General features: G+C 53.0%; 14 protein-coding genes. All 14 read left to right on the top strand.

The annotated features are described in order from the left end of the window. Position 1 precedes the first annotated feature (1 nt). The 14 genes from J2S00_RS05760 (at position 2) to J2S00_RS05695 (ending at position 14,673) form a co-directional block, all read left to right on the top strand. Positions 2–1,147 (top strand): cobalt-precorrin-5B (C(1))-methyltransferase, encoded by a 1,146-nt coding sequence (locus tag J2S00_RS05760; protein WP_307336638.1) that lies wholly within the window; start codon positions 2–4, stop codon positions 1,145–1,147. Beyond that, positions 1,131–2,345: a precorrin-6y C5,15-methyltransferase (decarboxylating) subunit CbiE gene (cbiE, locus tag J2S00_RS05755; protein ID WP_307336636.1), complete on the top strand. Its 1,215-nt coding sequence runs from the start codon at positions 1,131–1,133 to the stop codon at positions 2,343–2,345. Before J2S00_RS05760 ends, cbiE begins: the two co-directional genes overlap by 17 nt. Beyond that, entirely contained in the window at positions 2,342–3,052 is a 711-nt protein-coding gene (gene cobI, locus J2S00_RS05750) for a precorrin-2 C(20)-methyltransferase (protein WP_307336633.1), read from the top strand. Before cbiE ends, cobI begins: the two co-directional genes overlap by 4 nt. Then, positions 3,049–3,825 carry a precorrin-4 C(11)-methyltransferase gene (cobM, locus tag J2S00_RS05745; protein ID WP_307336630.1) on the top strand — a complete coding sequence of 259 codons (777 nt, stop codon included), beginning with the start codon at positions 3,049–3,051 and terminating at the stop codon, positions 3,823–3,825. The genes cobI and cobM overlap by 4 nt, the downstream gene beginning before the upstream one ends. Before the next feature lie 11 nt (positions 3,826–3,836). Further along, positions 3,837–4,964, top strand: a complete 1,128-nt coding sequence (locus tag J2S00_RS05740) for a cobalt-precorrin 5A hydrolase (RefSeq protein WP_307336915.1) — start codon at positions 3,837–3,839, stop codon at positions 4,962–4,964. 42 nt (positions 4,965–5,006) lie between these two features. Continuing rightward, a complete protein-coding gene (locus J2S00_RS05735) occupies positions 5,007–6,380 on the top strand; it encodes a cobyrinic acid a,c-diamide synthase CobB (protein ID WP_307336628.1) in 1,374 nt (457 codons plus the stop codon). Further along, positions 6,373–8,010, top strand: a complete 1,638-nt coding sequence (locus tag J2S00_RS05730; RefSeq protein WP_307336626.1) for a cobyric acid synthase — start codon at positions 6,373–6,375, stop codon at positions 8,008–8,010. Before J2S00_RS05735 ends, J2S00_RS05730 begins: the two co-directional genes overlap by 8 nt. Next, positions 8,004–9,113 carry a nicotinate-nucleotide--dimethylbenzimidazole phosphoribosyltransferase gene (gene cobT, locus J2S00_RS05725; RefSeq protein WP_307336623.1) on the top strand — a complete coding sequence of 370 codons (1,110 nt, stop codon included), beginning with the start codon at positions 8,004–8,006 and terminating at the stop codon, positions 9,111–9,113. The genes J2S00_RS05730 and cobT overlap by 7 nt, the downstream gene beginning before the upstream one ends. Next, positions 9,110–9,847, top strand: coding sequence for a precorrin-2 dehydrogenase/sirohydrochlorin ferrochelatase family protein (locus tag J2S00_RS05720; RefSeq protein WP_307336620.1), 738 nt, complete (start codon positions 9,110–9,112; stop codon positions 9,845–9,847). Before cobT ends, J2S00_RS05720 begins: the two co-directional genes overlap by 4 nt. A 23-nt stretch (positions 9,848–9,870) precedes the next feature. Then, positions 9,871–10,722 (top strand): uroporphyrinogen-III C-methyltransferase, encoded by an 852-nt coding sequence (gene cobA / locus J2S00_RS05715; RefSeq protein WP_307336617.1) that lies wholly within the window; start codon positions 9,871–9,873, stop codon positions 10,720–10,722. After that, positions 10,676–11,857: a FecCD family ABC transporter permease gene (locus tag J2S00_RS05710; protein ID WP_307336614.1), complete on the top strand. Its 1,182-nt coding sequence runs from the start codon at positions 10,676–10,678 to the stop codon at positions 11,855–11,857. Before cobA ends, J2S00_RS05710 begins: the two co-directional genes overlap by 47 nt. Then, complete coding sequence (locus J2S00_RS05705; RefSeq protein ID WP_307336611.1) at positions 11,854–12,639, top strand: heme ABC transporter ATP-binding protein; 786 nt, start codon at positions 11,854–11,856, stop codon at positions 12,637–12,639. The genes J2S00_RS05710 and J2S00_RS05705 overlap by 4 nt, the downstream gene beginning before the upstream one ends. A gap of 152 nt (positions 12,640–12,791) precedes the next feature. Further along, positions 12,792–13,835: an ABC transporter substrate-binding protein gene (locus J2S00_RS05700; RefSeq protein WP_370875839.1), complete on the top strand. Its 1,044-nt coding sequence runs from the start codon at positions 12,792–12,794 to the stop codon at positions 13,833–13,835. Positions 13,836–13,875: 40 nt separating this feature from the next. Next, positions 13,876–14,673, top strand: coding sequence for an AIR synthase related protein (locus J2S00_RS05695; protein ID WP_307336609.1), 798 nt, complete (start codon positions 13,876–13,878; stop codon positions 14,671–14,673). Positions 14,674–14,679: the final 6 nt, after the last annotated feature.

Raw genomic sequence — 14,679 nt, 5'->3', positions numbered from 1 at the left:
CTTGGGTTCAGAACAACGCCAAGCGCAAGAAAGCAATAAACAAGAAAACAGCAATCCAGAAAAAAAGATGCGCCACGGCTACACCACGGGTGCTTGCGCCACGGCAGCGGCCAAAGCGGCTTTAACGGCCTTAGTCACCCAGCAGCAGCAACAGGAAGCCACGATCCGGCTACCCATCGGCCAGGAGGCCACGTTTCAGATGGCCCATTGCCATTTTTCCCCACAGCAGGCGACAGCCGGAACAGTCAAAGATGCCGGGGATGACCCGGATGTGACTCATGGCGCCTTAATTGAGGCCACGGTCACGTGGCTGGCTGAGCCTGGGATTGTTCTGGATGGCGGCCAAGGCGTCGGCCGGGTGACTAAGCCGGGGTTGCCCGTGCCGGTTGGAGAAGCGGCGATTAACCCGGTGCCCCGCAAAATGATCACAGACACGGTGCGGGAGGTGTTGAGCCAGCATGGGGTCTCCCGGGGAGTCAAGGTGGTCATCTCTGTACCCGAAGGAGAAAAAATAGCGGAAAAAACGTTAAATGCCCGCCTGGGGATTATCGGTGGCATCTCTATATTAGGAACCCGGGGCATTGTTGTGCCTTTTTCCACGGCGGCTTATAAAGCCAGCGTGGCCCAAGCGATTAAAGTGGCCCGGTTAAACGGATGTAAACACCTGGTTTTAACCACGGGAGGACGCAGTGAAAAGCACGCCATGGGCTTATATCCTCATCTGCCTGAGGAGGCGTTTATCGAAATGGGAGACTTTGTCGGTTTTGCCCTTAAACAATGCAAACGGCAAGGGATCAGGCACGTCTCTCTGGCAGGGATGATGGGCAAATTTTCTAAAGTGGCTCAAGGGGTGATGATGGTCCACTCCAAAAGCGCCCCGGTTGACTTTAATTTTTTAGCTGAACTGGCGAAAGACAGCGAGGCCTCTCCGGAGGTTGTTGAAGCGGTCAGACAGGCGAATACAGCTGCGGAAGTGGGGAACTTGATGCATGAGCACGGGTACACCCGTTTTTTTGAAAAGCTGTGTGAGGCTTGCTGCCGTGCCGGCTTAAAAGAGGTTGACGGTGGGATAGAATTGGAAACGGTCATTTTTACCTTTAAAGGCGTTTTACTAGGAAGGGCGATTATCAATGACAGAAGCCATTAAGGTGATTGGCATTGGAGACGACGGCAAGCAGAGTTTGCTTCCTCTTTATCGACGCTGGATTGAGGAGAGTCAGGTCCTGGTTGGGGGAAAGCGGCATTTAGCATTTTTTCCGGATTACCAGGGTGAAAAAGTGGAAATTTCTGGCGGATTGAAAGACTTGGCGCGGCGCTTAAAGGAAGAAACCCGTCCAACAGTGGTTTTAGCCTCTGGAGACCCTTTGTTTTACGGCATAGGGGGTTATTTGGCCAAACAGATGCCGGTTGAGGTGTATCCCAGCCTTAGTTCCCTGCAACTGGCTTTTGCCCGCATGGGTGAAAGCTGGCAAGATGCCTATATCCATAGTGTGCATGGCCGTCCAATGACCGGTCTGGCCCAACGGATTGATGGCCGCGACAAAGTGGTACTGCTGACGGATGTGAACAACAGTCCGCAGGCCATTGCTGCTTATCTTATAAAGTTTGGCATGACCGAGTACAAAGCGTTTGTTGCTGAAAATCTGGGCGGGGAAGATGAGCGTACAGGCTGGTACACATTGGACGAGATGGTGGAACTTCATTTTTCTCCGCTCAATGTTGTGGTTTTAAAACGGGTAGGGCCTTCGCCACAGTGGCCCCTGGGCATCGACGATGAGGCTTTTGCCCAGCGCAAGCCGGATAAAGGCCTGATCACCAAAAAAGAAGTGCGCGTGCTCAGCTTAGCCCAGTTAGGCTTACGGACGGACAGTGTGGTGTGGGACATTGGCACCTGTACAGGATCCGTGGCCATCGAAGCAGCCCGGTTGGCCCGCGAAGGAGCTGTCTATGCCATTGAAAAAAATGAAGCTGATTTAGAGTTGTGCCGGCGTAATATGCTGATCTTCCGGACAGATCTTGTTTTAAAACATGGTAAAGCTCCTGATGGTTTAGAGGATTTTCCTGATCCTGACGCCATTTTCATTGGGGGCACAGGAGGAAATTTGGAAGCTTTGCTGAACACATGTGCCAGCCGTCTCAAGCCTCACGGGACGATGGTACTGAATGCAGCAACGATTGAGACCTTATCCCAAGCCTTGGCCGCTTTTAAGGCCCTGGGTTTTGCCACCCAGGTGACACAAGTTCAAGTGTCCAGAAGCAAGCCCATTTTAAATATGAACCGCTTTCTTGCCCTTAATCCGGTATTTATTTTGAGGGCTTCCAGAGAAAGGAGCGACCAGACATGAGCAGCGTAGGAACATTGTATGGTGTCGGGGTGGGACCGGGAGATCCAGAACTGATCACCGTTAAGGCGTTTCGCATTTTGCAGAAGGTCCCAGTTATTGCCTACCCCAAAAAAAGGAAAGGAAGCAAAAGCTATGCGCACCGCATTGCCGAAGGGTTTATTCCGGCTGATGAAAAACAGTTGGTGGGCTTGGTCTTCCCTATGACTAAAGATAAAAACATCCTGGAACGGGAGTGGAACAACACAACTGCCACCCTGTGGGAGTACCTTAAGCAGGGAAAAGACGTGGCTTTTGTGACCGAGGGGGATCCCCTGTTGTACAGCACTTTTATTCATATGAAACGGGTCATGGAAGAACAGCATCCCGAGGTGAATATCCAGGTGGTGCCCGGTATCTCCTCCATCAATGGAGCCGCCGCACGGTTAGGGATCGATTTGGCCGATGGGGAGGAAAGAATCGCCATCGTTCCGGCTACAGATGACCGGGAAACGCTGCGCAAGGTGCTCTTGGAGAACGATTGTGTGGTCTTTTTGAAGGTGGCCAAGGTCCTGGATCTGCTCTTGTCTGTGCTGGATGAACTTGATCTTCGACACTGTGCGTCCGTGGTAACCAAAGTGACATCAGATGAAGAAGTGATTTGGGATGTGAAGCAATTAGACGGATTGGAGCTGGAGTATTTAACACTGATGGTGGTGAGAAAAAGGTGAAAGTGTATATCATTGGGGCCGGGCCCGGAGATCCCGAGCTGATCACTGTCAAGGGATTAAACCTGTTGCGCCAGGCCGATGTCGTCATGTATACCGATTCTTTGGTGAGTGAGCGCTTGATAGCCGAGGCCAAGCCGGAAGCAGAAGTGATTAAAAGTGCGGGTTTAAGCTTGGAAGAAATGATGGACATCATCATACCCCGCGTCCGGGAAGGAAAAGTAGTGGCCCGCGTCCACACCGGAGATCCAGCCGTATTTGGGGCCATTATGGAACAGATCATCCGCTTAAAACAGGCCGGCATTGCCTATGAAATCATCCCGGGTGTAAGCTCGGTTTTTGCGGCGGCTGCAGTGTTAGGGGCAGAGCTGACCATCCCTGAACTGACCCAAACCGTCATTCTGACCCGGACAGAGGGCAGGACACCGATGCCCGAGCGGGAGAAGTTAAAGGATTTAGCCCGTCATCACTGCACGCTGGCCCTCTTTCTCAGTGCCACATTAGCCAAAAAGGTGGTTCAAGAGTTAAAGGAGGCAGGCTGGAGTGAAGAAACACCGGTTGCTGTGGTGTATAAAGCCAGCTGGCCCGACCAAAAAGTGATACGTACCATTTTGCGTGATTTGCCGGAAGAGATGCACCAGGCCGGGATCCGTTCCCAGGCCATGATTTTAGCAGGCTGGGCATTAGAGCCTGATCAGGAGAAGCTGGCTGCTTACCGGTCCAAGCTGTACGATCCCTCTTTTACACACGGGTACCGTCAGGGGGTGGAGCAGTGATGATCCAGCAGATGGTGATTCAGTTGGAAGAAGGCAGAGAGGCCAATATTGTGGCTAAAGGTGCTTTTGCTGTCGTCGCCATTACCAAGCACGGCGTGCGCATGGCCCGGGAACTTGGGAAGCTCATGCCCCAAACCGATATCTATTACATGTCCAAATTTGAACAGGGGGACGAAGCGGAGAAAGGCATCCAGCTGTTTGACGGCAGTGTCCGTCTTTTATTGCCCGCTTTATTCCAAGCATACAGAGGTCTTATTTTAATGATTTCCCTTGGAGCTGTCGTCCGCATGATTGCACCTTTGCTCAAAGACAAAAAAACGGACCCCGCAGTGGTGGTTGTCGATGATAAAGGCCAATTTGCCATCAGTGTGCTTTCCGGACACTTGGGGGGAGCCAACACCCTGACCCGGGAGGTGGCTGCCTGTCTGGGAGCAACTCCGGTGGTGACGACGGCTTCCGATGTGCAACAGACTATTGCTGTTGACCTGTTTGGACGCCAGTTTGGCTGGGAATGGGAATCAGCTGAGAAGCTGACACCTGTCAGTGCCGCGGTGGTCAATGAAGAACAGGTGGCTGTGGTGCAAGAATCAGGGGAACGGAACTGGTGGACGTATGATCGTCCTTTGCCGGCCAACATTCAAGTGTTTAAAAAAATAAATGAGGCTTTAGACATGAACCCGCAAGCTGCTCTGGTGGTGACACACCGCATACTCAACGCGGAAGAAGAAGCCATTTTGGACAATGGGGTGTTGTACCGGCCCAAAGTGATTGTCTTAGGTGTCGGGTGTAATAGAGGGACCAGCGCTGAAGAAATCGAATCTGTCATTAAGGAGACGCTGGCTGAATTAAAGTTTTCCATTAAAAGTGTCAAAGCGTTATGCACCATTGATTTGAAAAAAGATGAACAGGGATTGTTGGACATTGTCATGAAATACGGCTGGGAGTTTGTCACCTATCGTCCGGAACAATTGAACGCTGTACCCATTGAACAACCTTCAAAGGCCGTGTACAAGTACACCGGAGCGTATGGCGTCAGTGAACCGGCGGTCAAAGTGTACACCGGTGTTCATGAGCTTGATCTGGTGAAGAAGAAATCGGGCAATGTGACCATTTCAGTTGGCCGTCTCCATCATGCCTAAAGCGTAAGATAAGAGCCGGATGCGAGGATAGGAGGATCAAACGTGACAGAAAAGAGAATCATCATTGCCGGAACAGGCAGCGGAGTGGGTAAAACCACTCTGACACTAGGTTTGATGGCCGCGTTGAAAAAAAGAGGATATACCGTCCAAGGCTTTAAGTGCGGCCCAGACTATATTGATCCCACTTACCACACCGCTGTGACGGGGCGCCCTTCACGCAACTTGGACAGCTGGATGTTTAACGAAGGGGTGGTCAAGGCCATTCTGAAGAGGGGAAGTGCAGGAGCCGACATCTCCATTATTGAGGGAGTGATGGGCTTTTATGACGGCAAAAGCCCGTTGAATAACCGGGGCAGTACAGCGGAGATCAGCTTGATCACACACAGCCCGGTGCTTTTGGTGGTCAATTGTCACAGCATGGCCAGGAGCGCTGCGGCCATTGTGAAAGGATTTCAAGCCTTGGAACCTGCAGTCAATATTGTGGGGGTTGTGGCCAACAAGGTGGGCAGTTCAGGTCATTTCCGTCTGGTACGGCAGGCCATTGAACAGGAATGCGGTATTCCGGTTATTGGCTATTTGGAACGGAATGATAAGGTTCAAATTCCGGAAAGGCACCTGGGATTGGTACCTGCCATTGAGCGGGGGGAGCTGGACACCTTTTTTGACCAGCTGGCCGAGTGGGTGTCCCAGACCGTTGATGTGGAGCAGGTATTGAGCTTGGCTCAGGCAGAACCCCTGATTGGAGCAGACGCCAGCCTGTTCCAGCCAAAGTGTGAACCACAGGTACAGATTGCGGTGGCCAAGGATGCTGCTTTCAACTTTTATTACCCGGAAAATCTGGAGTTATTGGAGGCTTACGGGGCCAAGCTGGCCTTTTTCTCTCCCTTAGCCGGAGAGCCGATTCCTTCTGGCAGTGCCGGTTTGTATATCGGGGGCGGGTTTCCGGAAGAGTTTGCCGCAGAACTGGCTGGGCAAACGAAGGTTAAGGCATCTGTTAAGCAGGCGATTGAAAACGGCATGCCCACCCTGGCCGAGTGCGGCGGGTTTATGTATCTGACTGAATCCATTGAAACCACCGAAGGAAAAGTGCATGACATGGTGGGCATCATCCCGGGCAAAGTGAAGATGCAGGACAAGCTGGCTGCCTTGGGCTACAGGGAGGTAACGGGAGAGTCAGGCAACTACCTGCTTCCGGACGGTGGTCAAGCCAAGGGGCACGAGTTTCATTACTCGGTTTTTGAGCGGCACAGAGACTTTCCGGCGGCTTACCGCACATCTGGATTGAGAGGGAAGAAGGCAGAAGGGATTCGGTACAAAGGGCTCATTGCCGGGTATACCCATTTGCACTTTGCTTCGACTCCTGACTTGGTGGAGCGCTGGATCGAGGCTTGTCTGGAGTGGCAGAACCATGGCTAGCCAGCGGCAAGAATCTTCCCGCGGCATGGCCCTGCCCTTAATGTTTCAGGGCACGGGTTCTGATGTGGGCAAAAGTGTGCTGGTTACCGCTTTTTGCCGCCTGTTTGCCCGGCGGGGCTACCGGACGGCTCCGTTTAAATCACAGAATATGGCCTTAAATTCTTATATTACCGTTGACGGCAAGGAAATAGGACGGGCCCAGGGAGTGCAAGCGGAAGCCGCGGGGGTGACCGCCACCACCGATATGAATCCGATTTTGATTAAACCCTCCAGGGAAGCGGAAGCTCAGATTGTGGTACACGGCCGTCCGCTTAAAAATATGAAAGCCGGGGAATATCGCACCTCGTTTTTCGGGCAGGGCTTGGCCGTGATAAGGGAAGCGTACACCAGGCTGGCCCAGGAGTATGAACGCATTGTGATTGAAGGGGCCGGCAGCCCGGCGGAAATCAACTTGAATGACCGGGAGCTGGTCAATATGCGTGTGGCCAGGATGGCGGATGCGCCGGTGATCTTGGTGGCCGATATTGAACGCGGCGGCGTGTTTGCCAATCTGGTAGGGACCCTGGAGCTTCTGGAGCCGGAAGACCGGGAGCGGGTGATCGGCGTCATTATCAACAAGTTTCGGGGCGATCTCAGCTTGCTAGAACCGGGTCTGGACTGGTTTGAAAAGTATACGGGAAAGCCTGTACTGGGCGTGCTCCCGTATATTCACGGATTATGGATTGAGGCCGAGGATTCAGTGGTGCTCAATCATGTCAAACCGGACCCAGAGCAGGAGAAGGACTTGGATATTGCGGTGGTCAAGCTGCCCATGATCAGCAATTTTACAGATATTGATCCACTGATGGCGGAAACAGACTGCAAGGTGCGGTATGTGACGGCGGTCCATGAACTGGGGCAGCCTGATCTGATCATTTTGCCGGGCAGCAAAAACACCATTGAAGATTTGGTTTTTGTCAAAAAAACAGGTCTGGCCAACAAGATCAGGAAGCTGGTTTGGGATAAGAAAAGTATCGTGTTTGGCATCTGCGGCGGGTACCAGATGCTGGGCCGGGCCATTGCCGATCCCGACCACATGGAGACGCCTCTGGGAGAAGCAGAAGGTTTGGGGCTGCTCCCCCTTGTCACCCGCATGGCCCGAACCAAAACAACGGTCCGCTCAAGGGGGCGCTTAACCTTTGACGGACAAACGTTTCCTGTTGCCGGTTATGAGATTCATATGGGCCAGTCCCAGGTTCTTGCCCAATCCCATGGGCGTGCTTCCCCCTTGATCCAGGTGGAGGACAGAAGTGACAGCATGGAGAAGGATTGGGAAGGGGAAAATGAGGCCTCGGCACAAGATGCCCACCACAGGAATGAGCCATGGACTGATGGTTTGATCACCGAGGATGGGGCAGTGATGGGCACTTACTTTCATGGCATTTTCCATAATGATGCCTTCCGCTGGACTTTGTTAAACCATTTGCGGGTGAAAAAAGGACTGACACCGCTTAAAGAACGTGTCTCATTTGCCGCCATACGGGAACAAGCCTTTGATTATCTCGCCGATGAAGTGGAGAAACACGTTCAATTAGAACGAGTTGAAGCATTGATGAGAAGCTATCAAACAAGGAGGAGGAGACAATGGTAGCAAGCCTGAATCGCTATTGCCAGAGGATACCGTCTGTTGATGATCAAGTGGGTCAAGAGGCGGCCCGCTATGTGGACACTTTAACGAAACCTAAGGGAAGTTTGGGCCGGTTGGAAGCGATCGCGGTGGAGCTGGCCAAAATCACGGGTCACATGAAACCCCAGGTGTCTCCCCCGGGAATCATTGTTTTTGCCGCCGACCACGGTATCGCTGCAGAAGGGGTTTCCGCTTATCCGCAGGAAGTGACAGCGCAAATGGTGCACAACTTTCTTAACGGAGGAGCGGCAATTAATGTGTTTGCCCGCCAAATTGGAGCCATGCTGGAAGTGGTAGATATCGGTGTGGCCCAGCCCCTTGCGGCCCCGGGCTTAATCTCGCGCAAGGTGCGCTATGGGACTGCTAATTTTTTAAAAGAAACAGCCATGTCGCTGAAGGATGCTGTAGCTGCGATTGAAGTGGGTATCGAGCGGGCAGAAGCCATGATTGACCGCGGGATTAAAAGTTTAATCGTGGGTGAAATGGGGATCGGTAACACCACGACAAGCAGTGCCATGCTGGCCGCCTTTCTCTGTGGTGATACAAGCGGTGCATATCCCGGGCCGGATACAACTGAACTTGCTGAACGAATGAAAGGATTGGTGGGCCCGGGTACGGGGGTGAAGCAAGAGAGGGTGATCCACAAACAGTCGGTCATTGCCCGGGCCCTTGCACTGCACCGCCCCAACGGACAGGACCCTGTGGATGTGTTAAGCAAGGTGGGTGGGCTGGAGATTGCCGGAATGGCCGGGGCCATACTGGCTGCAGCCAGGCATCACATTCCTGTCATTGTGGACGGGTTTATCTGTACGGTGGCTGCTCTGACAGCCGTCAGGTTGTGCCCCCATGTCAATGATGTTTTGCTTGCTGCCCACCGTTCCCAGGAGCCGGGACATCAAGTTGCCCTCCGTTTATTAAACAAAGAACCGTTAGTTGACTTGGGTATGCGGCTGGGCGAAGGGAGCGGAGCTGCTGTGGCTTTCCCACTTGTTGAAGCAGCCTGCCGCATGATCGGGGAAATGGCCACCTTTCAATCAGCTGGTGTAACGGACGGTGAGGGAGCGTGAATAAACCGGGATATCCTGTCATTTTAAACATTGAAGAGCTGCCCGTTGTTGTGATTGGGGGAGGAACAGTAGCGGCCAGGAAAGTGGGTAAACTGCTGGAGGCTGGGGCTCAAGTGACAGTAGTCAGTCCACAGTTGGCACCTGACCTCAAAGAGTGGGCCAGGCAAGGGAAAATCAGGTGGCTGGACAAGCAGTTTGACCCTGGAGATATAAGGGGAGCACGCCTGGTGATTGCCGCTACCAATGATCCACATGTGAATATAGCGGTTTACAATGCTTTGGAACCACAGCAATGGATTAATATAGTGGATCGTCCTGATTTAAGCCATTTTATTGTCCCGACGACGTTCCGGCGGGGAAAGCTCTCGATCAGCGTCTCCACTTCAGGTGCCAGTCCGGGATTGGCCAAGAAGATTACAGCAGAATTGGCGGAACGTTATGATGATGTGTATGCCGACTATGTTGATTTTTTGGCCAGCTGCCGCGAGGAAATATTGCAGCATGTGTCGGATCAAAAACAGAGGCAAAGGTTGTTTGCCGCCCTTTTGGATCCTGTTTTTCTGCGCTTAACCAGAGAGGGAAAGCAGGAAGAACGGTCAGCACGTTACCGCCGCCTGTTAAGTACAGCGGCCGGAAGTGCTACAGCAGAAGTGGAGAGGAAAGCCGGACAAGATGGTGACTCTGATCCTGCTCTAAAGCAATCTGTGCAGCAGCAAAGCGAGGATGAGATTTAAAGTGATCAGGAAGGAGTGAGCAGATGGGAACGGGCAAAGTATATCTTGTCGGAGCAGGACCTGGCCACCCCAAGCTCATTACCGTGCGGGGGTTGGAATGCATTCAAGAGGCCGATGTGATCATCTACGACCGCTTGGCCGGCCCTGAGCTCTTAGCTTATGCCTCTCCCCAAGCAGAGCTGATTTTTTGCGGCAAGTCTCCCCGGCAGCACACGTTGCGCCAGGAACGGATCAATCAATTGCTGGTGGAGAAAGCACGGGAAGGAAAAGTGGTCACCCGCTTAAAGGGAGGCGATCCCTCGGTCTTTGGACGGGTGGGGGAAGAGGCTGAATGGCTTGCTGCCCACGCTGTTCCCTTTGAAATTGTACCAGGGGTGACAGCAGCTGCGGGGGCCGCAGCAGCGGCGGGCATCCCCCTCACGCACCGGGCCTATGCCTCTTCGTTTGCTGTGGTGACCGGTCATGCCGGGGAAAAAGGTGACTCCTGTGCACAGTCGAAAGAAACGGGCACACCAGAAGTAAGGCAGCATGGTGCAGAGTGTGAACGGACCTGGGCTGCGCTGGCCAGAGGAATCGATACCCTGGTGTTTTATATGGGTATGAACCGTTTGTCGGAGATTTGCCATGCTTTGCTTCACCATGGAAGGGCGCCAGACACTCCGGTGGCGGTGATCCAGTGGGCGACGACACCCAGGCAAAAGTTAGTCACCGGTACATTGGAGACAATTGAACAGCAGGTGCAAGACAGCAGGATCGGTTCTCCGGCCGTCATCGTGGTGGGGGAAGTGGTTCGCATCAGGGACAGGCTGGCGAAGAGTATGGAGTTTCATGCTGCAGCTTTGGCTCCCTTATCCGGTGGTGGGCAGCATGGCTGAAACAATGGGAAACACAGATCAAAACAAGAAAATAACGTTGGCAACAGGTTTTAACCGCCCCTTGTTTCAGCGGGATCAAACACAGCGGTTTAAACTGGTTGTAGGACTGGCTCTGTTGGGCCTTACCTTTGTCGTCTCCCTGACAGTGGCCGTTATGATTGGTCCGGTCTCTGTGCCGCCCCTCACGGTGTGGCAGATTATTCTGGCTAACCTGCCTTGGATTGGGGGAGCGGTTACGGCTGATTGGAGCACGCCCCACGGCCATATTGTCTGGGACATCCGTTTACCCAGGGTGCTTTTGGCTGGTTTGGTTGGCGCCGGTTTGGCCACAGTGGGCGTTGCGATCCAGGCCCTTGTGCGCAATTCCCTGGCTGACCCGTATATTTTGGGGGTTTCCTCCGGTGCTTCAGTGGGGGCAACGGCCGTCATTGTAGCCGGGGCATTCAGTCTCTTGGGCCAATATGCGCTGGCGTTGGCTGCCTTTGGCGGGGCTCTGCTTTCGGTCATGCTGGTATTTGTTATCGCCCAGATAGGCGGCCGCATTTCGATTGTTCGCTTGCTTCTGGCCGGCATTGCCATTTCCATGGTGCTCTCGTCCCTGACCAGTTTTATCGTCATGACAGCCCCACGCGAGGAAGCCATCCGCTCCGCCCTGTTCTGGATGATGGGCAGCCTGGCTGGGGCCAGGTGGGAGTACTTGACGATTCCGGTTCTGGTCATCGCCGCTGGCTTGTTCTACCTGCTGATCCAGTTCAGAACCCTGAATGCGCTATTAATGGGCGATGAAGCAGCCACCACACTGGGAGTGGACGTGCACCGTTTTCGTAAAATCCTGATTATGGTCACCGCTTTGATCACTGGAGTGCTCGTTGCTGTCAGCGGAGCAATCGGCTTTGTCGGCTTGATGATTCCACATATGGTTCGTCTGGTGGTGGGAGCGGACCATCGCCTGGTGTTGCCCTTCAGCGCTTTGGCAGGTGCCATCTTTCTGATTTGGGCCGATGTGTTTGCCCGCATGATCCTGGCTCCAGAAGAGCTGCCGATCGGGATTGTCACTGCACTGTGTGGCGGGCCGTTTTTCATTTGGCTTTTGCGCAGCCGCCAATATAGCTTTGGGGGAAGTGAACAGGGATGATCAAGCTGGAGGAGTTGTCGACAGCGGTAGGGGGTAAGACCATTGTTCAGCAAGTGACCGCTTCGGTCAACAAAGGAGAGTTTGTCGGCTTAGTAGGACCAAACGGAAGCGGCAAATCTACGCTGCTCAAAACGATTTACCGTGTGCTTAAGCCCCAGGCCGGTCTGGTCACATTGGAGGGTGAGGCCCTAAGCCGTATACCACTTAAAGAGACAGCCAAGAAGATGGCCGTTGTCAGCCAGGAAGCTCCCCTTCTGTTTGAATTCAAAGTGCGGGAAATTGTCCATATGGGGCGCTTCCCCCATAAGCGTTTGTTGGAACCGGATACTCCCGCTGATGAGGAAATGGTGCAACAGGCCTTACAACAGGTTGGTTTGCAGGATAAGCTGGATGAACCTTACAGCGGCTTGTCAGGAGGAGAGAAACAGCGGGTGCAGATTGCCCGGGTCTTGGCCCAAGGTGCCGACTATCTGATCTTGGATGAGCCGACGAACCATCTAGACATTCACCATCAGTTGCATATTTTGGAGCTGGTCAAAAGCTTGGAAGTCACTGTATTGGCCGCCTTGCATGATCTCAATCTGGCCGCCATGTATTGTGACCGTTTGCTGGTGATGAAAGAGGGGCACCTAGTAGCTGACGGGACGCCGGAAGAGGTCCTCACCCCATCCCTTTTGGCGGAGGTCTTTCAGGTGCAGGCCGAAGTGCGCCCTCATCCTGTATTCAACAAGCCTGTGATTACGTTTTTCCCCACGGAGACAAGGGGAAGAAACCATAAGTAATTGATGAAAGGAGGAAAACAATTATGGAACTTGGCATGTGGACCATGCTGGGGCTTGGATTAGTGATTGGTTTTAAGACATGCCAGGCCAGAACAGTTTGGCCAGTGAGGGAACAATCCAAAATACATGCTCTGGAAGAAAGGGGTAAGAACATGTTCCGTTTGCCCAAATGCCATCTTCTTCTTATCGTTATCATGATAGTTGTCTTTGTGCTGACTGCCTGCAGCTCTGAACAGGCCAGCAGCTCACCGGCAGAGAACGGTACTGTGGCGGAAGGAGAGGCCTCTGGTGAGGAGACTCAGACTGATCCCGCTGGTGCCAGCGGGTACCAGCCGGTCACGATTGAAAATAACGGACGCACACTCAGCTTTGATAAGCCCCCGCAAAGGGCTGTTACTCTGAACCAGCATGTAACCGAAGTGATGCTGGCTTTGGGACTGGAAGAGGTGATGGTGGGGACCGCCTATTTGGATGATGAGATTTTGCCACAGTTTCAGGAAGCTTACGAGCAGATCCCTGTCCTGGCTGATCGATATCCATCCCAAGAGGTGTTTCTCTCGGTTGAACCGGATTTTGCTTATGCGGGATGGCAGAGCGCCTTTAGTGAAAATGGGGTTGGTTCCGTAGAGGAGTTAGAAGCCTTCGGTGTGACGGCTTACTTGCATCACTCTTCTACGATCGTGGGACCGACGATTGAGGATGTGTACCAGGATATCCATAACATCGGCCGTATTTTTGGAGTGGAAGAGCGGGCTAAGGCGCTGATTGCCCAGATGGAAACAGATATTGCCCTCTTGCAGGAACAGATTGGGAAGGTGGATGAGCCAATCCGGGTCTTTGTCTACGACAGTGGGGAAGATCAGGCTTTTACCGTGGGACAAAATTATATGAATACCCTGATTCGCTTAGCTGGGGGAGAAAACATTTTTGCTGATTTGGACAAAAATTGGGGGGCCGTTAACTGGGAAGAGGTAGTCGAACGATCACCCGAGGTCATCGTCGTTGTTGATTACGGGGAGATGACAGCTGAACAAAAAATAGATTTCCTGCTGCGGCATCCAGCGCTGGACAATGTACCAGCCATCCAGCATGAACGGTTCGTCGTCGTTCCCTTATCGGCTGCTGCCGAAGGCATCCGGGCTCCTTTAGCATTGGAAATACTGATCAAAGGGTTTTATCCGGAGAAGGCAGAATAAAGCAGAAAAACATAAAAACACAATCTGAGCAGCGCTTGGTGTGGAGGGATGCATAGCCATGGTGGGGATGGGCAAACATTCGACAATGTTCCAAGTGAGAGATTTAACGGTCATGGAGCTGAACGAGCAGGAGGTGATGGTGGTTGCCTGTGATTCGGTGGGGGGCATTGGCAGTAAACCGCATGACAAGGTAAAGGCAGACGGTGCTGTTGTCGGTGCGTTTGCCCTGCGGGTGCCTTTGTTCGAGCTTATTTCTGCTGGTGCTGCCCCTGTACTCGTGGTCAACACGCTCAGTGTGGAATGGGATCCGGCAGGAAGGGAGATTGTCCAAGGATTGAAAGCGTACGCCAAACAGGCCGGGCTTGACGTGGACGTGCAGTTTACCGGCAGTACAGAGGAGAATGTGCCTACCGTACAAACTGGTGTAGGTATTACCGTGCTGGGCAAAGCAGAAAAAGCCCGGTTTTTTCCGGGCTCTACACGTCAGGGTGACTGGGTGGCTTGTGCCGGCTGGCCCAAAAGTGCGCCTGATGATGACGTCCGCCTGGATGATCCTCAGATATTATCCATTGAGGAACTGTATATATTGCGTCAGCAACCCGACGTTCATGATATCCTGCCGGTTGGTTCCAAAGGAATCTTGTATGAAGCGCAGGAACTGGCCAATAGTGCCGGACTCGCTTCTCAACTGGAAGTTCAAAAGGGGCGGACCACCCTTGATCTTGAGAAATCGGCCGGTCCGTCCACTTGTGTCATTTTTTCAGCGGCAGAAGAGGCGATCGGCCGTCTCCAGCGGCAATTAAAGGCACCGTTAACCGTGATAGGCCAACTGGCCTAACGAGCA

Origin of the sequence: Caldalkalibacillus uzonensis (assembly GCF_030814135.1) — a bacterium.
Classification (GTDB): domain Bacteria; phylum Bacillota; class Bacilli; order Caldalkalibacillales; family Caldalkalibacillaceae; genus Caldalkalibacillus; species Caldalkalibacillus uzonensis.
The sequence above is the reverse complement of the archived record's forward strand: the minus strand, read 5'-3'. Positions and strand labels throughout refer to the sequence as shown.

Coding starts and splice junctions, on each gene's coding strand:
- cbiE (WP_307336636.1), top strand. CDS start 1,131: ATGACAGAAGCCATTAAGGTGATTGGCATTGGAGACGACGGCAAGCAG.
- cobI (WP_307336633.1), top strand. CDS start 2,342: ATGAGCAGCGTAGGAACATTGTATGGTGTCGGGGTGGGACCGGGAGAT.
- J2S00_RS05740 (WP_307336915.1), top strand. CDS start 3,837: ATGGTGATTCAGTTGGAAGAAGGCAGAGAGGCCAATATTGTGGCTAAA.
- J2S00_RS05730 (WP_307336626.1), top strand. CDS start 6,373: ATGGCTAGCCAGCGGCAAGAATCTTCCCGCGGCATGGCCCTGCCCTTA.
- cobT (WP_307336623.1), top strand. CDS start 8,004: ATGGTAGCAAGCCTGAATCGCTATTGCCAGAGGATACCGTCTGTTGAT.
- cobA (WP_307336617.1), top strand. CDS start 9,871: ATGGGAACGGGCAAAGTATATCTTGTCGGAGCAGGACCTGGCCACCCC.
- J2S00_RS05710 (WP_307336614.1), top strand. CDS start 10,676: ATGCTGCAGCTTTGGCTCCCTTATCCGGTGGTGGGCAGCATGGCTGAA.
- J2S00_RS05705 (WP_307336611.1), top strand. CDS start 11,854: ATGATCAAGCTGGAGGAGTTGTCGACAGCGGTAGGGGGTAAGACCATT.
- J2S00_RS05700 (WP_370875839.1), top strand. CDS start 12,792: ATGTTCCGTTTGCCCAAATGCCATCTTCTTCTTATCGTTATCATGATA.